The 18,743-nt window shown below is 72.3% G+C and carries 12 protein-coding genes; 8 read left to right on the top strand and 4 right to left on the bottom strand.

Going from position 1 to position 18,743, the window contains the following annotated elements:
* Positions 1-213: 213 nt before the first annotated feature.
* The 5 genes from ACFQ53_RS13205 (at position 214) to ACFQ53_RS13185 (ending at position 9,464) form a co-directional block, all read left to right on the top strand.
* Positions 214-825 (top strand): GNAT family N-acetyltransferase, encoded by a 612-nt coding sequence (locus ACFQ53_RS13205; protein ID WP_377860396.1) that lies wholly within the window; start codon positions 214-216, stop codon positions 823-825.
* On the top strand, positions 822-2,375 hold the full coding sequence (locus ACFQ53_RS13200) for an arylsulfatase (RefSeq protein WP_377860394.1): 1,554 nt from the start codon (positions 822-824) through the stop codon (positions 2,373-2,375). The genes ACFQ53_RS13205 and ACFQ53_RS13200 overlap by 4 nt, the downstream gene beginning before the upstream one ends.
* Positions 2,376-2,498: 123 nt before the next feature.
* Positions 2,499-5,414, top strand: coding sequence for a PD-(D/E)XK nuclease family protein (locus tag ACFQ53_RS13195; RefSeq protein ID WP_377860392.1), 2,916 nt, complete (start codon positions 2,499-2,501; stop codon positions 5,412-5,414).
* The gene (locus ACFQ53_RS13190) at positions 5,414-8,782 is read left to right on the top strand and encodes a UvrD-helicase domain-containing protein (RefSeq protein ID WP_377860390.1); all 3,369 of its coding nucleotides are present in this window, start codon (positions 5,414-5,416) and stop codon (positions 8,780-8,782) included. Before ACFQ53_RS13195 ends, ACFQ53_RS13190 begins: the two co-directional genes overlap by 1 nt.
* Positions 8,775-9,464, top strand: coding sequence for a nucleoside/nucleotide kinase family protein (locus ACFQ53_RS13185; RefSeq protein WP_377860388.1), 690 nt, complete (start codon positions 8,775-8,777; stop codon positions 9,462-9,464). Before ACFQ53_RS13190 ends, ACFQ53_RS13185 begins: the two co-directional genes overlap by 8 nt.
* Before the next feature lie 59 nt (positions 9,465-9,523).
* On the opposite strand, the gene ACFQ53_RS13180 is transcribed toward ACFQ53_RS13185, so the two are convergent.
* From ACFQ53_RS13180 to ACFQ53_RS13165, 4 genes are all read right to left on the bottom strand, one after another.
* Positions 9,524-10,426: an aldo/keto reductase gene (locus ACFQ53_RS13180; RefSeq protein WP_377860386.1), complete on the bottom strand. Its 903-nt coding sequence runs from the start codon at positions 10,424-10,426 to the stop codon at positions 9,524-9,526.
* Between the two features lie 360 nt (positions 10,427-10,786).
* Positions 10,787-11,881, bottom strand: coding sequence for a LacI family DNA-binding transcriptional regulator (locus tag ACFQ53_RS13175; protein WP_377860384.1), 1,095 nt, complete (start codon positions 11,879-11,881; stop codon positions 10,787-10,789).
* 43 nt (positions 11,882-11,924) lie between these two features.
* Positions 11,925-13,598, bottom strand: a complete 1,674-nt coding sequence (locus tag ACFQ53_RS13170; protein ID WP_377860382.1) for a fucose isomerase — start codon at positions 13,596-13,598, stop codon at positions 11,925-11,927.
* 82 nt (positions 13,599-13,680) lie between these two features.
* The gene (locus ACFQ53_RS13165; RefSeq protein ID WP_377860380.1) at positions 13,681-14,862 is read right to left on the bottom strand and encodes a glycoside hydrolase family 172 protein; all 1,182 of its coding nucleotides are present in this window, start codon (positions 14,860-14,862) and stop codon (positions 13,681-13,683) included.
* 456 nt (positions 14,863-15,318) lie between these two features.
* Between ACFQ53_RS13165 and ACFQ53_RS13160 the strand changes: the two genes are divergently transcribed.
* From ACFQ53_RS13160 to ACFQ53_RS13150, 3 genes are read left to right on the top strand one after another with little or no spacing between them, the layout of a single operon-like run.
* Positions 15,319-16,725: an ABC transporter substrate-binding protein gene (locus ACFQ53_RS13160; RefSeq protein WP_377860378.1), complete on the top strand. Its 1,407-nt coding sequence runs from the start codon at positions 15,319-15,321 to the stop codon at positions 16,723-16,725.
* Positions 16,722-17,720 (top strand): carbohydrate ABC transporter permease, encoded by a 999-nt coding sequence (locus ACFQ53_RS13155; protein WP_377860376.1) that lies wholly within the window; start codon positions 16,722-16,724, stop codon positions 17,718-17,720. Before ACFQ53_RS13160 ends, ACFQ53_RS13155 begins: the two co-directional genes overlap by 4 nt.
* A complete protein-coding gene (locus tag ACFQ53_RS13150) occupies positions 17,710-18,594 on the top strand; it encodes a carbohydrate ABC transporter permease (RefSeq protein ID WP_377860374.1) in 885 nt (294 codons plus the stop codon). Before ACFQ53_RS13155 ends, ACFQ53_RS13150 begins: the two co-directional genes overlap by 11 nt.
* Positions 18,595-18,743: the final 149 nt, after the last annotated feature.

Below are 18,743 nucleotides of genomic sequence, written 5' to 3'. Positions count from 1 at the left end.
CCTTGAGGACGGTGACGCGGTCGCCGATGCGGCGGATCTCCTCCAGGCGGTGGGAGATGTAGACGACGGCGACGCCGTCGGCGGTGAGGTCGGCGACGATACGGAAGAGGTTGTCGACCCGACCTCCTGCTGCGTGAAGCGCACACCCCACCGGGAGTGTCCGCCCGAGCGGATCCCCTGAGTCCTGCCGCGGCCCTCGCTACGCTCGCTCCCATGGCACCGCAGCAGCCCGTCTCCATCGCTCCCGCGACGATGGCCGAAGCCCCCGCGATCCGCACCGTTCTCGCCCATTCCCTGAGCGAGGACCCGATGCTCACATGGATGTTCCCGCAGCGCGATGCTCTCCGGCTCAGCCGCATCGCGTTCTTCTTCTCCGGCCAGGTCGAGCGGCTCGTGGGCCACGGGCTCGTCCACAGCGCGATGGTCGAGGGTGAGATCGTGGGCGCGGCGCTGTGGATCCCCGAGGGCACGCCCCGCCTCGACTCGCTCCCTCGCCCCCGCGACATCATGGGGATTCTCCTGGGCGAGACCCGGAACCGGGACCTCATCGACGAGTTCACGGCGGCCCGGGACGGAGCGCCATCGGTCGCGGGCACGTATCTCGCGACCCTCGGCGTCCTGGAGGAGTATCGAGGGCACGAGGTCGGCACGCGACTCGTCGAGGCCGGGCACCGGGCGATTACGGGCCCCACCTGGGTGGAGACCACTTCTCCGCGCAACCTCCCCTTCTACCGCCGACTCGGATACGAGGTCGTCCACGAGGCGCCCTTCGCCGGCGGGACGACGACCATGACCCGCCTGGTGCGCGACACAATGGCTCCATGACACCGTCGTCCCCCGAGCCGCCCGCATCACCGTCCCGCCCGAACCTCATCCTGGTGTGCGTCGACCAGATGCGCGCCGACGCGCTGGGGATCGCCGGGAACGAGCACATCGACACCCCGTACCTCGATCAGCTCGCGCGCGGAGGCTTCCGCTTCACCAAGGCGTACTCGGCGACCCCCACGTGCGTTCCCGCGCGGGTCGCCCTGCTGACGGGCAAGAGCCAGGAGGCGCACGGCCGTTACGGGTACCGCGAGGGGATCGACTTCCCGGCCGCCTATCCCACGACCCTCCCCTCCACCCTGCGCGACGCGGGCTACCAGACCTTCGGCGTGGGCAAGATGCACGTCTTCCCCGACCGGGCGCGCTGTGGCTTCGACGACGTCCTCCTGCACGACGGCTTCCTGCACACCTCGCGGAGGCTCTCGTCCGGCCCGTCGGGCGCGATCGACGACTACGTCGACTGGCTGCGTCGGGAGACCGGCGATCCTCGCGCCGACTATCAGGACACGGGGATCGGCTGCAACGCGATGACCGCGCGCCCGTGGGAGCGCGAGGAGCGGCTGCACCCCACCCGGTGGGTGGCCGACGAGTCCTTCCGCTTCCTCCGGCGCCGCGATCCGACGCGTCCGTTCTTCCTCTACATGGGGTTCCATCGGCCGCACGCGCCCTTCGACCCGCCCGGCTGGCTGTGGGAGAAGTACCGCTCGCGCCCGCAGGCGCGCCGACCGATGGGCACATGGGTCTCCCGCTTCGACCGCTTCCGCCGCGACCACGAGGTGGAGGCCGAGTTCGGCGCGCGCAAGGAGTCGGTGCACCAGGACGTGCGCGCCGGCTACTACGGGAGCATCGAGTTCATCGACCTGCAGATCAACAGGCTCATGGAGAACCTCAACGATCTGGGCCTGCTGGAGACCACGGCGATCGCCTTCGTCTCCGACCACGGCGAGATGCTCGGCGACCACGACATGTACCGCAAGTCCGTCGCCTACGAGGGATCCGCGCACATCCCCTTCCTGCTGCACGTGCCCGCCGCCCTGCGCGAGGACGGGGCTGCGCCGCGCGAGGTCGACGAGATCGTCGAGCTGAGGGATCTCATGCCCACGCTGCTCGACCTCGCCGGCGTCGCGATCCCCGAGGGCGTCGACGGGGAGAGCCTGCTGCCGGCGCTGCGGGGCACGACCGATGCCGACTCCGATTCCGATGCGGACACCGGCGAGACCGGCGAGACCGTGCGCGATCACCTGCACGGCGAGCACGTGATCGGCTCCCTCGGCCACCACTCCATGCAGTGGATCCGCACCCCGAGGTTCAAGTACATCTGGTTCTCCGGCGACGGCCACGAGCAGCTCTTCGACCTCGAGGCGGACCCGCACGAGCTCGCCGACCTCGCGCCCGATCCCGCCCGCGGAGACGAGCTGTCCCGGCATCGGGAACTGCTGGTCACGGCACTCACGGGCCGCGAGGAGGGGTACGTCGAGGATGGCCGCCTGGTGCCCGGGCGCACCCCGCGGTCCGAGGCGAGCTGGGTGCGGGAGTTCGCGCGGCTGTGAGGGCCCGGAAGCGGTCGCGGAGCCCGCAGGACGGTTCACTGGTCCTCCCCACGTCCCGTCCGTGCACATCGCGGCGCGGGATGTCGTCCTGCTCCCCTACTGTGTGAGCGGAAGGGGGCGCACATGGAGATCGAGTTCGGATGGACGGCCGACGGCGCGGACTGGGCGAGCGCATCCGCGCAACGCGCACGGAGCACGTCGACCGACGGCCCGGCGGGTGAGGACGACGGCGCACCGGACGCGCGGCTGGGTCCGCGCGGGCTCGTCGCCCTGCTGCAGGGTCGCCTCGCGCTCACGCACCCGCCCGTCGAACAGGCCGTGCGCATCGCGCAGACCATGCGCCTGGTCGGCGAGATCATCGCCGAGCGGAAGGGCGCAGGCGCTGGCGGAGACCAGCGCAGCGCCACCCGAGATGACACCGAGGAGTTCTGGCCGGAGCGCTCCTTCGCCGTCGACCCCTGGAGCACCGCCGCCCATCTCCTGCGGCTGCGCGACGCGAGCATCGAGGCCGGGTGGGGAGCGCCGGATCCCGTCCACCGACTGCCCGCACGGCTCGCCGCGGTGCGGGACCTCGAGCACCGTGCAGTGGTCGGCATGCCCGGCACCAGCGGCGACGGCGGCCGCCCGGCATCCCTCTCCCCCGGACCGGCCGACGATCTGCGGGACGTCATCATCACCCTCACCGAGCTCGACTCCCTGGGCGCCTCGTGGCCGCTCGGGATCGACACCATCACGCTCGCGGAGTACCCGACCGCGCTGCCCGGGCTGTGGCCGCGGCTGTTCGAGCTGCTCGACGCCGCCGGGGTGTGCCTGCGCCACGCGGGCACGGGCCCGCAGCAGGCTCCTGACCTCGAGGTCGTCCAGTGCCTGGACGAGTGGAGCGCGGCGGACGTCGCCGCCCGCTTCCTCTCCGCCTCCGCGAGCCCCGATCCGACCGAGTCCGACCAGGTCCCGCTCAGCGTCCTCGCGACGACCGACACCACCGTGCTGGACCGGGCACTGCACCGCCGGGGCATGCCCGCGCTCGGCGCCGTCGACCCGTCGACCGACCGCGCCCACCACCAGGTGCTCGGGCTTTTCCTCGACGTCGCGACCGCACCTGTCGACGTCCATCAGCTCGCGGCGCTGCTGGACCTGCGGGTGCTTCCGGGCATGCACCGGGACGACGAGCCGATCGGCCTCGTCCCCGCCTCCGTCCGTCGGGAGCTGCTGCGCGCCCTCACCCGCGAGCCCGGCATCGGGCCGGCGTGGAGGGACGCCCTCGCGCGTCTCGAGGAGAAGGCGGCGTCGGCCCCCGCGGAGACCCGCGACCGGGAGCGCCGGGCGCTCGAGGCCGCGCGCGGGATCGACCGCCTGGTGAGCGAGCCGCTGCCCGCCGACGGTCTGCTCCCCGGCGCGGTCGCCGATCGCCTCGGGCTGCTCACCGAGCGCCTGCGCGCCGTCGCCCGCGGCGAAGGGGACCTGCTCACGAGCCTCGGGCAGGTCACGGCGCTGCGCGAGGTCCTCGGGATGCTCGAGCCGGGCGTCCCGCTCACCCGCCGCACCCTGCAGCAGGTCATCGACGCCTGCGGCGGCGCGGGCCGCTCCCCGCTCGCCCGCGCCGAGGTCGCCCCGTGGGCGGTCACGACCCGGCCCGCACAGCTGCACGCAGAGGGCGGCACCGTGCTGTGGTGGGGCCCTGCCGAGGACGCCCTGCCCTCCCCGATGCTCTGGGACCCCGACGAGGTGCAGACGCTCGAGGAGTTCGGCGCCCGCCTGCTGCCGCCCGCGCAGGAGTCCGCGCTGCACGTCGGCGCCGCACTGCGGGCGCTGCGCGGAGCGAGCCGCCTGATCGCCGTGCTCCCCGGGCGCCGTCTCGAGACGGCGCCGTCCCCCAGCGGTCTGCTCACCCATCTCGAGTCCGCGGCCGGGCGGTCGGCGAAGGATCGTCTCTCCCCCGCGCAGCTCGTCGACGGGGCCACCTGGTCCCTCGCCGGTCGCAGCCTGCCCGTGCGCACACCCGAGCTGCAGGAGCTGACCACGCAGCAGCTCACGTCCCGCAGCGCCGGGCACCGCCTGGACCACCTCCTGCCGGAGCGCATGTCCTACACCCAGGCCCAGGCGCTCCTGGAGTGCCCGCACCGATGGGTGCTCGAGTACGCCCTGGGGATCCGCCCCGCGCAGGTCGCCTCCCTGCCCACCGGTCCCCGGATGATCGGCACCCTCGTCCACGCGGTCGTCGAGACCCTGGTGGACGAGCGCATGGACCCCGGGCTCGGCGGCACGTCCCTCGAACCGCCCGACCCACGGCGCATCGGCGAGGTGTTCGACGCCCTGGTCCCGCAGCTCGCCTCCGAGCTCGACCTTCCCGGACGCGCCTTCGAGCGCACCGAGGTCCGCGATCGGGCCGTGCGCAGCCTGCGCGAGCTCTTCGCCGGGCTCGCCGACGCCGGCCTCCGGGTCACGGGCACCGAGTCCGGTTTCTCCCGGCCGCTGACGCTCCAGCTGGCCGGCGGACCCCGCGAGGTGGTGTTCGGCGGCAGCCGCGACCTCGACGCGCAGGACGCGGACGGCCACCCCACCGTCATCGACCTCAAGTGGTCCTTCTCCCGCACCCGCTACGGGGACCTCTTCGACACCGGCGAGGCCATCCAGCTCGCCTCCTACGCCTGGTCGCTCGCCGAGGACCCGGACTCGCCCGCCGGCGCAGATCACCCGGCCGACGTCGGCTACTTCCTGCTGCGCAGCGGTGAGTTCGTCAGCGCGAACCCGTCCCTCGACACCCACCGCCGCGCCCCGATGGACGTGCCCGACGCCTGGCGCCGGCTCGTCGAGGGCGTGCAGATGCGGCTCGACGAGATCGCCGGCGGCACGGTCGCCCTGGGCTGCCGGCAGCTGCTCGAAGCCGCAGACATCCCCGCCGACGCCGAGTACAGGGCGCGGCAGAAGGCCGTGGCCACCCAGCGCGACCTCGCGCGGGCCGAGGGCGGAATCCTCGTCGAGGACCACTGCGCCCGCGGGGACTACGCCCAGCTCTGCCTGCTCACGGGAGGGAACTGATGAGCTTCACCCTGATCAACGCCTCCGCGGGCTCCGGGAAGACCCACACGCTCACCCAGGAGATCGCGGACCGGATGAGCGCGGGCCTCGAGCCCTCCCAGCTCATCGCGACCACCTTCACCGTCAAGGCGGCCGACGAGCTCTCCGATCGTGTGCGCCGCACGCTCCTCGAGCGCGGGCAGACCGAGGCCGCCCGCGGCATCGACAGCGCCCTGATCGGCACCGTCAACGCCGTGGCGGGCGAGCTCGTGCGCGAGTTCGCGCTCGATGCCGGGATCTCGCCCGACGTGCAGGTCCTCGACCAGGACCGAGCCTCCGCGGCCTTCGACGCCGCGATCGACGAGGCCGTCGCCCGCGCGGGCGACCGTGCGAGCGACCTGCTCGCGCGCACGGAGCACGACGGCGAGAAGAGCGCCGCCAACCCCTTCGCCCCCTCCTCGTTCTGGCGCGACCACGTCCAGGATCTCGCCTCCCGCGCGCGCACCAACGACGTGGGCGCCGACCAGCTGCGCCGAAGCGCCGACGCCTCCTGGGACGACTTCCGCGCCGCGGCGCTGCCCGAGCCCGGCACCGAGGACCGCCGCCGCGCCTGGCTCGGCCGCCTCGACACCGTGCTCGACGGACTCCAGGCGGAGGTCGACGGCGCCGCAGGCGGGACCCCGCAGGAGCAGAAGAGCGCCGGCGTCATCGCCAAGAGGCTCGAGACCCTGCGCCAGCTGCGCCGTACCCTCGGGCAGGGCGCGCGCACCCCCTGGTCGGCCTGGGCGAAGCTCGCCCGCGTCGCCGCCGGCAAGGCCGCAGATCCCGAGGGTGGCGGCAAGTACGTCTACAGCAAGGACGTGGACACGGCCCTGATCGGCCTCGCCGTCGAGATCGCCGAGGAGCTGCCCGCGAACCCCGTGATGCAGCGCGACATCCGCGGGCTCATCGAGCTGGTCGTCACCACCGCCGCGGACTCCCTCGAGGCCTACGCGCAGTACAAGAACGAGCTCGCCCTCATGGACTTCATCGACCAGGAGGTGCTCGCCCTGCACCTCCTGCGCACGAGCGAGCGCGCCCGCTACGCGATCGGCGCCCGCTTCCGCCTGCTCGCGGTCGACGAGTTCCAGGACACCTCCCCCATCCAGCTCGCCCTGTTCCTCGAGCTCGGCCGCCAGATCGAGGACCTGATCTGGGTCGGCGACCCCAAGCAGGCCATCTACGGCTTCCGCGACGCCGACCCCGACCTCATGCGCGGCGTGCTCGAGGCGGTGAGCGAGGGCGGCACCGAGCTCGGGGAGGGGACCATCCGCGATCTCGAGCACTCATGGCGCTCCCAGGAGCAGGTCCTCGATCTCGTCAGCGCCGTCTTCCCGCAGGTCTTCCCCGACCTGCCGCGCGAGCGCGTGGTCCTCACGGCCGCCCCCGAGGCGGCGGCCCGCCGGGCCTCCGCGGGTCGCACCGACGGCCGGATCGAGGCCTGGATCCCCGCGTTCAGCAGCCGGCACAAGAGCGCCCCCGAGCACGCTGCCGCGATCGCCGACGGCGTGGTGCGCATGCTCGCCGAGGACGAGGCCGGACCCGGCGACATGGCGGTGCTCGTGCGCAGCAACGCGCAGGCCGCCCAGGTGGTCTCCGCCCTGCAGGCGCGGGGCGTCCCCGCCTCCGGGCAGGGCGGCCGGATCCTCGGCACCCGCGAGGGACGACTGGTGCGGGCAGCGCTCGCGGTCACCCTCGACGTCTCCGACTCCCTCGCGCTCACCGAGCTCGTGGACCTGCTGCCCGACCATCCGGCGCACCGCAGCTGGTTCGGCGACCTCACGGCCCCGAAGGACCGCGAGGGCCGCCGCGCCGTGCTGCAGTCCTGGTGGGAGGCCGATGTCCTCGCCGGGCTCCGCGCACTGCGCGAGGACTGCATCGCGCTCAGCCCCGTGGAGATGATCGCCGCGGTCATCGACGCCCTCGACCTGCCGGAGCGACTGCGGTCCTGGCCCCTTCCCGAGCAGCGCCTGCGCACCCTGGACGCGCTGCGCCGCCTCGCCTCCGACTACGCGGACCAGGCGCGATCGGCCTCCGTGCCCATCACCCTCACCGGTCTGCGGGCCGTGCTCGACGAGTCCGAGGCCGGCCCCGACCTCACCGGCATCCCCGACACCGTGTGGGTGGGCACCATCCACGGCGCGAAGGGACTCGAGTGGTCGCGCGTGGTCGTGATGCTCCCGGCGAAGGCGACCGAGCGCGCCCACACCGGCGGAGTGTTCGTGGTCCCCGCTGCGGACCTCGACGCGCTGCGCCCCCTCGACGGCCGCTCCCTGCGCTACTGGCCGCGTGTGCTCGACGGCTACGCACCCCTGCAGGAGCAGCTCGCCGCGGCCGAGCACCCTCGGCGCGCGGCCCGCAAGGAGCGCGAGGAGGCCGGTCGCCTGCAGTACGTGGCCCTCACCCGCGCGGCCGACGTCACCGTGCTCAGCGGCGACGGCACCGGCTCCGCTCTCGACGCCCTCGTCGACGGCGGCGCCCCTCTGCTCACCTGGGAGGCCGGGACCGACACGGTCCACGTCTCCGGCCACGGCGACCTGCCCGCGCGCGTGCGCGCCACCGCGATCGACGGAGCCACCGAGACCGACGGCACCCCCTCCCGCACCAGTCCGCGCAGTCCGCTCGCCGCGACCGACCTGCCCCTCGGCCCGCGCATCGGGGACGACGGTCGGCACGCGGGCACGCCCGCCCGCTTCCAGGCCTCGGGGGTCACCTCCGACGAGGCGCTGGGCACTGTGCACCCGCCGCGGAGCATCGGCACCGCGCTGGTCAGCGGCGGGGGGCGCGACTGGAACCGCGTGGGCGAGGCCGTCCACGCCTTCCTCGCCCTCCCGCTCGCGCAGCTCACGCCCGCCCTGCAGGAGCAGGCGGCGCTGCGACTGGTCGAGCGCTGGGCGGTCTCGCGGGCCGTGGGCGCCGAGACCCTGCTGGCCGCTGGCCGCGCCTGGCAGGAATTCCTCGCCGCCGAGTTCCCCGGCGCCCGCGTACTCACCGAGCAGCCGATCGCCTGGTGGAACGAGGAGGAGCAGGTGATGGAGGGCTGGATCGACGCCCTCCTGGCGCTGCCCGACGGCTCGCGCGTGCTCGTGGACCACAAGTCCTACCCCGGCTCCGACCCCGTGGGCCACGTGCGCGAGCACTACCTGGGCCAGATGGCGACGTACGCGGCCGCGCTCGAGGCCACGGGCGGCGCCCCGGCCCGCATCCTCATCCACCTGCCCCTGCGCGGGGAGGTCCTCGAGGTGACGCTGCGCGAGCCGGGGTCGGAGCCGGCGACGGGGTCGGCACGGGCACCGGAGCCGGCAGCGGCCACCGGCCCCGGCCCCGGGCAGAGCGGGACGCATGCCTGAGCGCACGGCACCTGCCCACGCGTCACCCGGTGCCCACGCGGCACCGGTCCCCGAGGCGCAGGCGGTGCAGGCCGCACGCGTGCTGCTCGACGAGGCGCGACGCAGCGGCGGGCGCCGCCTCCTCGGCATCGCCGGCGCGCCCGGTGCCGGCAAGAGCACGCTCACCGCGCTGCTCGCCGAGGAGCTGCCCGCCGGCAGCTGCGTCGTGGTCCCGATGGACGGCTTCCACCTGGCCGACGCGGCCCTGCAGCGCCTGGGAAGGCTGGATCGCAAGGGCGCGCCGGACACCTTCGACGCCACCGGGTACGTCGCCCTGCTGCAGCGGCTGCGCGCCGCCCGCCCCGAGGATCCGCCCGTGTGGGCGCCGATGTTCGAGCGCGACCTCGAGCAGCCGCTCGCGGGTGCGATAGAGGTTCCCGGCGAGATCCCGCTCGTGATCACCGAGGGCAACTACCTGCTGATGGCCGACGGCCCCTTCGCCCCGGTGGGCGCGATGCTCGACGCCCGCTGGTTCGTCGAGACCGACGAGGACGTGCGCCACGAGCGACTCATCGCCCGTCACGAGACCTTCGGGAAGTCGCCCGACGCCGCGCGGGCCTGGTCGCTGGGGCCCGACGAGGCCAACGCGCGACTGGTCGCCGGGACGCGGCCGCGCGCCGACCTCGTGATCCGCGTGAGCTGACGCGTCCGCCGTCGCCGCAGGGGCGGGCCCCGACCCGAGCCCGCGAGACGGCCCCGTGCTCAGCCCAGGATCGAGTTCAGGTCCTCGACCTCCGCCGTGGTCAGCTTCAGCGACGGCGCCTGCGCCGAGTCGATGACGGAGGCGGGGCGCGCCGCACCGGGGATCGGCACCACGTGCGGGCCCAGGCTGAGCTCCCAGGCGAGCACCACGCGCTGCGGGCTCACGTCATGGGCCGCGGCGACGCGGGCGATCTGCGGGAACTTCTCGCCCACGGCCGCCGCGCCTCCGCCCGCGCCTCCCAGCGGGCCCCAGGGCACGAACGCGGCGCCGATCTCCCGGCAGCGGCGCAGCTCGCCGAGGCTCGTGTGGAAGAACGTCGGGCTGAACTGGTTCTGCACCGCCGCGAGGTTCCCCTCGCCCAGCACGTCGAGGGCCACGTCGATCTCCTCGACGTTGGCGTTGGAGATGCCGACCTCCGTGATCAGCCCCTCCTGCTGCAGCGTCGCGAGGGCCTCGACGCCCTCCGCATAGCGGATGGAGCGATCGGGACGGTGCCAGTAGTAGAGGTCCACGGAATCCTGACCGAGGTTCGCGAGACTCTTCTCGAGCGCCGAGCGCAGGTAGGCGAGCGAGCCGTCGCGCCCCTTGGACTCCTCCTCGCCGTCCTTCCCGGGGCCGCGCACGATGCCGCCCTTGGAGGCGATGACGATCTTCTGCGCATCGCCGGACCAGGTGCGCACGCCCTCGGCGACGAGCTCCTCGTTGTGGCCCATCGTGTCCCAGCTGGGGGCGTACATGTCGGCGGTGTCGATCAGCGTGATGCCCGCGTCGAGCGCCGCATGGATCGTCGCGATCGCTTCGTCGCGCGAGGGCGGGTTCTGGCGGCCGTAGGACAGGGGCATCGCCCCGTAGCCGATGGCCGAGACGGACAGGGAGCCGATGCGTCGCGTGATCGCAGTCATACCCCTATGGTAACGCCGCAGGTGAGAGCACAGTCGGCGCGTCCACCAGGCGAACTCCGACCACCTCGCAGAACTTTTCGCAACACAGGGCTTGCGAAACCCGAGACGGCCCGGATAACGTGGTGCTCGCACCGAACGGAGCGTGTCGCAGTCGCTCCCCAGGTGCCACGGATGTCGCTGACGCGGTGGGAACCCGCCAGCAGTCGCGACCTTCACGCGCCGCTGATCGGAACATGGGGCGAACAAGTTCCGATCGGCGGCGCGTTCCGTCTTCCGGGGATCGCCGCACCACGCAGATCACGGCACCTCAGACCTCGGCACCACCGATCAGGGCACCGTTGACCGCGACACAGGAACCCCTCAGCCCTCGCGGCGGCGCGTGGACTCCCGTTCGAGGATGCGCGGGTGCAGCAGGATCGTCGAGGGGTCCTCCCCCGGCTCCTGCATGCGCTGGCCGAGCAGTCGCGCGGCCGTGCGGCCGGTCGCGCGGATGGGCTGCTGGACCACCGAGACCGAGGGCGTGACCAGTCGGGTCCAGAGGTCGTCGTCGGTCGCGAGCAGACCCGGGATCCCAGGCCCGTCTGCCCCGTCCGCCGCGCCCGCGCGATCGAGCCCGCGCATCGCCTCGAAGGCCCCGGCCGACATCCGGTTGTTCGTCGCGTAGACGACGTCGGCCCAGCCCTCGGCGAGGACGGCCTGGGTGGCCTCGCGCCCGGAGTCGAGGTGCAGGTCGCCGCGGATCACGCGCGGCGCCTCGAGCGCACCAGCCCCCTTCGCCTCGGGCGCGTCGTCGGCCGCAGCCCCGAGCGCATCGTCGCCCCTCGTCCCGACCCGCGACCACTCGGCGAGGAAGCCGCGCACGCGGTCCTCCGTCGAGGTCAGCCCCTCGGGCCCGGTGAGGACGACAGGCCGGCGGAATCCCTGCTCGGCGAGGTGCTGGGCGCCGCGGCGACCGGCATCGAGGTTGTCGGTGACCACGAGGTCGACGTCGGCCCCGTGGACGCGGCGGTCCACGAGTACCAGCGGCGTCCCGGCCGCGAGCAGCGGCGTCACGTCCGAGAGGTTCTCGTCGACCACGGTGAGGATGACCCCGGCGATCTGGCGGCTGACCAGCTGCGGGAACACCTCGCGCTCGCGCTCCAGGTCGTCCTCGGTGTGGGCGACCATCACCGAGTAGCCCTGGCCGCGCGCCATCCTCTCGACCTCGCTGATCACCCGCGTGAAGTAGGGGTTCTCGGCGTCGGGCGTGACGACGGCGACCTGGGCGGAGGCGCCGCTGCGCAGGGAGCGGCCCGCGGCGTTGGGCACGTACCCGGTGGAGCGCACGGCCGAGCGCACGCGCCGCGAGAGCTCCTTGTCGACGTTCTGCGCGCCGTTGACGACGCGCGAGACGGTGGCCGTCGAGACCCCGGCCGCGCTCGCGACGTCGAGGATCGTCGGTCGGCGCACGTTCATCGCGGGGCTCATCTCGGTTCGGTCCGGCAGGTGGCGGGGCGGGTCAGCTCTGGAGGACGGTGGCGTCGCCGCAGAGGTGGACCTGCACGCCGAGGCGGTCGAACATGGCGGCCTTCGCGGTCAGCGCCCGGTCCGCCGCAGCGGCGCTGTCAGCGTAGACCAGCTGGGCGTGATTGGCCTTGTGGCGTGCCATGAACTGGTCGCGGGAGACGCCGTCCAGGACCACGCTCGCGATCGGCCACTCCGGGTTCGTGGACTCCTTGCGGCGCGTCACCTCGGCCTCCGGGAGCTCCACGACCCGGCCGCGGCCCACGTCCGCGTGCAGCGCCCCGCCCTCGATGTACACACGGGACCACACGATCTCCCCGGGCCGCGAGACCCCGTTGATCGTGGACCCACCGGCGGGGAAGAACGTCGGCCCCTGCCGCCAGCCCTCCGCGCCCGCATAGCCGCCGGGCAGATGACTGGGCGGCACGGACCCGGAGATCTCGTAGACCCACACGTACTCGCCCTCGAAGTCCTCGCCCCAGCGCACGTCGTGCAGGGTGGTCGCCGGGTCCATGCCCATCGCCGACCACACCCGGTTGGTGATGAGCGCGTCGACCGCGACGCCCTCGTCGACCTCGTTGAAGTTCGGCAGGGCCTTGCCCTCCCACAGCACCCGCTTCCCGTCGCGGCTGGTGACCTCGGGGCGCTCGAGGTTGTTCAGCAGGCCCTCGACCAGGTCCGAGGCCGGGCACACGTCCTTCAGCCCCTGCTGGTACTGGATGCCCACCGCGTCCAGCCCGAAGTCGTCGCTGATGCGCAGGGCAGCGATGTACATCTTGTACTGCCAGCGCAGCTGGTTCTCGGTCAGCTCCGTCGCCTCGTCCGTGCCCAGGCGGAAGGTCATCCCCGCCTCGGTGAGCCAGCGCCCCACCGCATCGGCCTCCTCGTCGGAGACGGTCTGCATCTCCGCCCACAGCGCCGACTGGGACAGACGCTCCTTGTAGATGCCGAGCGGATTCAGCAGCTCGTCGTCGATGATCGCGTTGTACATCCCCATGCAGCCCTCGTCGAAGATCCCGATGATGGCCTTGTCCTCGAGCAGCTGCTCCGCGAGCGCCGCCCCGAGCTGCGACTCCGGGGTGTCCGCGAGGGCGGGCAGGTCCTTCACGTGCGAGGCGTCGTGCTCGAGCGTGCCCGTGCGCGCCCACGTCGCGATGCCCTCGCGGAACCAGTCGTCGGTCCCGTCGACGGTCCAGATGCTCGAGTACTCCCGCCCCATCTTCGTCAGCCCACCGTTGAGGTTCAGCAGCCCCACCAGGCCGGGCCATTCGGGCGCGAAGTTCGCGACCGTGAGGATCGGCCCGAGGTGCGTGCGCAGGCCCGCCAGGACGTGATGGCTGTACTGCCAGTTCGCCGTCGCCACCACCAGCGGCGCATCGACCGGGATCGACCGGAACACCTCCATGCCCATGCGCTGCGAGCGGATGAACCCGTGACCGAAGGCCGGATCCGCCTCGAACGCGCGACGCACCCTCACGCCCGCGGCCTCGAAGGCCTCGGTCACCTGCCGTTCGAGCTCCTGCTGCGCGCCCCACGACTCGGTGTTCGCGCTCTCGCGCAGGTCACCGCTCGGGATCAGCCACACCTCCCCCTCGGCGGCCGACGGGCGCTGCGCGCGCTCGGGCAGGGTGTAGGTGCGGGACTCGGTGGCGTCTGCGGTGGCAGTCATCTGAGGACTCCTTCGGAAGTGGAGGGTGCCGGGGTGCGTTCGGGGCAGGGTGCGGGGTGCGTGCGGGGCGGTGACGGCGCGCTCAGTCCTGCGGGTCGCGGGGAGGGGTGGCGCCGATGTCGGGCACGGGGCCGGAGGCCAGGTGCACCTCCATGGCGTCGAAATCGGGGGCCGGCGGGCGGTGCGTCGTCGGCCGATCCAGGTAGAACAGGGCGGTGGAGGCGATGTCGTCGCGCAGCGGCAGGTAGCGCCAGCCGGAGCGCCAGCCGAGCGCCTGGATGTCGACCTTGGGCAGGCCCGTCGCGAAGTGGATCGGGTCGGCCACGTGCCAGCGGTACATCCCGAAGCGCTGCTGGGAGGAGTAAAGGCCGTCGGGCCGGATGACCTGGGGCATGCCCAGGTATGGGGTCGAGAACTCCGTGTACCCGCGGCCGGGGACGTCGAAGTTCCAAGCACCGCCGAAGTAGTCCTCGGTGCCGGTGCCGCAGATGGTGGGGTGCTCGGTGTCGTCGTCCATGAAGAACTTGATCTCGCCCTCGCCCCACCAGCCGTTGGAGTTCACGCCCCAGGCGAGGTAGGTGCCCACGTACTGCCCCTGCCCCTCGATGCCCTCGAGGAGCACGTGCGGGGTGCGGTCCGGCAGCGGGTTCGAGCGCCGCCACTGGGCGTGGAAGTACCCGTCCCGGCTGTGGTCGCCGCCCACCTCATAGGTCACCTGGTAGTAGACGCGGGCGTCGACCCCGGAGGTGTTCTCGATGGTCAGGCGCGCGCCGTCCCGGAAGGGCATCGGCCAGTAGGAGTTGAAGCCGCCGTGGGGGTTCGCGGCGATCATCTGGGAGTCGACCTGCGCGAAGCTGCTCCAGCCGCTGCAGAAGAAGTCGCCGTAGGGGACCTCGACGGCGGGCTCCTCGGCCCCGTCCCAATAAGCCCGCAGCACGAGGGTGCGCCAGTTGTCCGTGTGCGTGGTGATCCAGATGTGGGTGATGACGCCGGCGCCGTCGATGTCCGCGAGGTCGAAGGTCTCCCCCGCCCTCACGTCGACGCTCGGCGAGATCTTCCAGCCCACGCCGAGGTCGCGGGCGTTCGCCGCCCCGGTCCCCTCGGTCGCGCGGGCGCCGCCGCCGGGGGCCCCGTCGAAGTTCTCCGGGCTGATGGAGCGGGTGAGCACGGGACGCAGGCGTGCGAGCCCCGAGGATGCGGGGGCGGCGGGCGCGGCGGGGTTCGTGGGAGGCGCAGCGGGGGAAGCACCAGCAGGGTCGGACACGGGGTCACTCCTTCGTGAGCCGGGGGCCGACGGACTCGCGAGCGCTCGGGCCCCGCGTGACCGCACGGCGGTGCGGACGGCGCGGGCCGACACCTCGGGTCGTCGGACGAAAAACGTTTACTCGGACTGTACGGAGGTGCGTCCGGCAGGTCAAGGCGCCGACGCGATCCGAATCCGCAGAGGATCCGCAGGAGAACGACGGCGCGCGGCGTGCGCGGCGCACCCGGGACGAAAGGACGATTGACGGGACCCGGGCACATTCGTACGGTGTCCGGTAATCGTTTCCTCGGGAAGTCGGTCCGTCGGCGCCAGACGCCTCACGGCCCCTCGCGCGGCGCACCAGGAGCACGCAGGTGCCCGCGCATCACCGGTGCCGGCCCCCGCCGGCGCTCCGAGGAGCACACGTCGGCGGACCCGTCCCCGCCGCACCATCGACGCGGTTCGAGGAGGAACCCCGTGCCACCTGCCCTTCCCCACCGCCGACCTTCGCCCCGCCGTCGGCCCGAGGCGCCGCCCACCGGACGCCCGCAGCGATCGGCCGGGCGGATTCCCCGGCGCTCCCTGCTGGCGGGAGGCGCCGCCGCGGCGGCGAGCGTGCCGCTGCTCGGCGCGTGCGGCCGCGCCGACGCGGACCGACCGCTGACCTTCTGGAACTTCTACAGCCCGGCGCCCCAGCAGGATCCGAACCTCGTCGCGCAGTCGGACTGGTTCCAGAAGGCGATCGACCGCTGGAACGACGCGGGCGAGCACGAGATCACCTCCGTGTACATGACGAGCGACCAGATGAACCAGCGGATGCCGGTCGCCTTCGCCTCGGGCGACGGTCCGGACATCTTCCTCATCTCCCCCGGCGACTATCTCCGCTACGCCAACGGCGGGGTGCTCGTGGACCTCGCCCCGTACATGGAGGAGGAGGCGATCGCGGACTACTTCCCCGAGGCGCTCACCACGCGGCGCGACGGGGACAGGATCTTCGGACTACCCATGGAGCAGGAGCCGCTGGCCCTCTTCTACGACCCGGACCTGCTCGAGAAGAACGGGATCTCCGAGGGCGACCTGCCGAAGGACTGGGACGAGCTGCTCGAGCTCGCCGCGTCCCTCAGCACGGGCTCCACGACCGGTCTGGTGCTCGACGTCGACCCCGGCTACTACCAGAACTTCACCTTCTACCCGTGGGTGTGGCAGACCGGCGGGGACGTCATCGACCCGAAGACGCAGAGTCCGGTCTTCGACGCCGACGGTCCCCGCGCCGCGCTCGAGCTCTGGGGCCGCGCCGTCTCCACCGGCGCCACGCCCCGCACCCGCCCCGCCAACGGCGACATCGTCTCGGCCTTCACCTCCGGCTTCGCGGCGTTCTGGGAGTCGGGCGTCTGGGAGGTCATGAACCTGACCCAGAACGCACCGGACAAGAGGTTCGGAGTCCTGCCGCTGCCGCCGCCACCGGGCAAGGAGTCGAGCACGATCCTGGGCGGCTGGGCCTGGTGCGTGAACGCGCGCGGCGCCGACCCGGAGGCCGCCGCCCGCTTCGTCGTGCAGACCCTGGGATCCATGGACGAGCAGTCCATCGACCACATCGCCACCTGGAACGGCCCCGCCAAGGGCAACATGCCCGCACGGCGCTCGGTCGACGCGAAGCTGCAGGCCGACGACGCCTACGCGGAGGAGCACCAGAAGATCTTCCACGACGAGATCCTGCCGACCGGACGCGGCGAGCCGCGCTTCCCGCCCGTCGTCTACAAGGCCGTCTCCGACGCCCTGCAGTCCGTCGAGCTGGGAGGCGGGGACCCCGGCGAGGAGTCCGACCGCGCCCAACAGACCATCGAGAGCTACCTCGAGACCTATGAAGGAGGCAGCCTCGTATGAGTGCCGCCGCAGACGTGAACGCAGCCGCCGGCGCGGGCGCCGACTCCTCCGCCTCCGCCGCGCCGGGCACGGGAGTCGGCGGCAGCGGTCGACGACGCCGTGGCCGCGCCCCCAGCCGCGCACAGCGGGAGACCCGCGCCGCCCTCTTCTTCCTCGCCCCCGACGCCGTCGGCCTGCTCGTGTTCGTCGCGATCCCGATGGCGCTCTCGGTGGTGCTGGGCTTCTTCTGGATCGACGGGTTCGGGAACTTCGAGTTCATCGGGATCGACAACTACGTCCGCATGGTCAAGGACCCGCAGTTCTGGAACAGCGCCCGCGTGACGCTGCTGTACCTGGTGGTGCTCGTGCCGCTGATCTACGTCGTCGGTCTGGGGCTCGCACTGCTGGTCCAGCAGAAGTTCCCGGCGGTCGGCGTCATCCGCTCCGCGCTGTTCCTGCCGTACGTGATCAGCATCGTCGTGGTCGCGATGGTCTGGCAGTTCATGCTCACCGACCGCACCGGCGTGATCGCCTCGCTGCTCTCGGTCGTCGGCCTCGACGGGATCTCGTTCCTGGGCGACCCGAAGTTCGCCCTGGGAACGGTGATCGCGGTGACCGTGTGGCTGCAGATGGGCTACTACATGATCATCTTCCTGGCCGGACTCCAGGACATCCCCGGCGAGCTCTACGAGGCCGCGCGCATCGACGGCGCGAGCGCCTGGCAGCGCCTCCGGCGCATCACCCTGCCGCTGCTCGCCCCCACGAGCTTCTTCGTGCTGCTGACCTCGATGGTCGCGGTCGTCACGGGCGGGCTCGACATGATCTTCGTGCTCACCAGCGGCGGCCCCGCGAACTCGACCTCCCTGCTCATCTTCTATATCTACCAGCAGGCGTTCCTCTTCGGGGACCTGGGGTACGCGGCGGCCGTCGGCTCGGTCCTCGTCGCGTTCCTGCTGCTGTTCTCCGGCGCGATGTTCCTGCTGACCCGAGGAGGCCGGTTCTCCCATGACGACTGACACCCGCACCCAGGCCGCCCCCGTCGCCCCTCAGGGACCGCGTCCGGGACCGCGCCGCGGCTCCCGGAGCAGCCGCCTGCGCTGGCTGCTCTTCGCGATCGGCCTCGTCCTCGCGCTCGCGACCGTGTTCCCGCTGCTGTGGATGGTGCTGGGATCCTTCAAGACCGCCGAGGAGGTCAACTCCCCGCAGCTGATCCCGAGCACCTTCACCCTGGACAACTACGTCTACGTGTTCTCGCAGGTGCCGTTCGCGCGCTACCTCTTCAACAGCTTCTTCGTCTCCGCGGCGGTCACGGTGATCGCACTCTGGTTCCACTCGATGGCGGCGTACGCGCTGGCCCGCCTGCGCTTCCCCGGACGCGAGAAGATCTTCCTGGGGATCTTCGCGACGATGCTGGTGAGCGCCCCGGTCACCATCATCCCGACCTTCATCATCGTGCGCACGCTGGGCATGGTGGACAGCTACGCGGGCCTCATCGTCCCCGCGATCTTCAACGCCTTCGGCATCTTCCTGCTGCGCCAGTTCTACGTCTCCCTGCCCGACGAGCTCGAGGAGGCCGCACTGGTCGACGGCGCGAGCTACTGGAAGATCTACTGGTCGATCGTGCTGCCGCTCTCCCGTCCCATCCTCGCGGCCCTCGCGGTCTTCTTCTTCCTCGCGAACTGGAACTCGTTCGTGTGGCCGATGACCGTGACCTCGGATCCGCACCTGCGCGTGGTCCAGCTGGGGATCCAGAGCTTCCAGCAGCAGTACGCGGCCGACTGGAACTACATCCTGGCCGCCGCCACCGTCGCGGCCCTGCCCACCCTGGGGATCTTCTTCGTCTTCCAGAAGCAGATCGTCGCCTCCATCAAGACCTCCGGGCTGAAGTGAGGGTCCGGGCGGGTGCGTCGCCATGGGCCGGGCGATGCACCCACCCGCCGGGTCACGATGAGGAAACGATTACCATCTGATCGTCCTGTGCGGGGCGGCATCGAACGAGCAGGTCGCCGATCCGTTGCGCACCATGGGAACGGATTCGC

The organism is Brachybacterium sp. NPDC056505, assembly GCF_042794925.1.
Lineage (GTDB): Bacteria > Actinomycetota > Actinomycetes > Actinomycetales > Dermabacteraceae > Brachybacterium > Brachybacterium kimchii.
The sequence above is the reverse complement of the archived record's forward strand: the minus strand, read 5'-3'. Positions and strand labels throughout refer to the sequence as shown.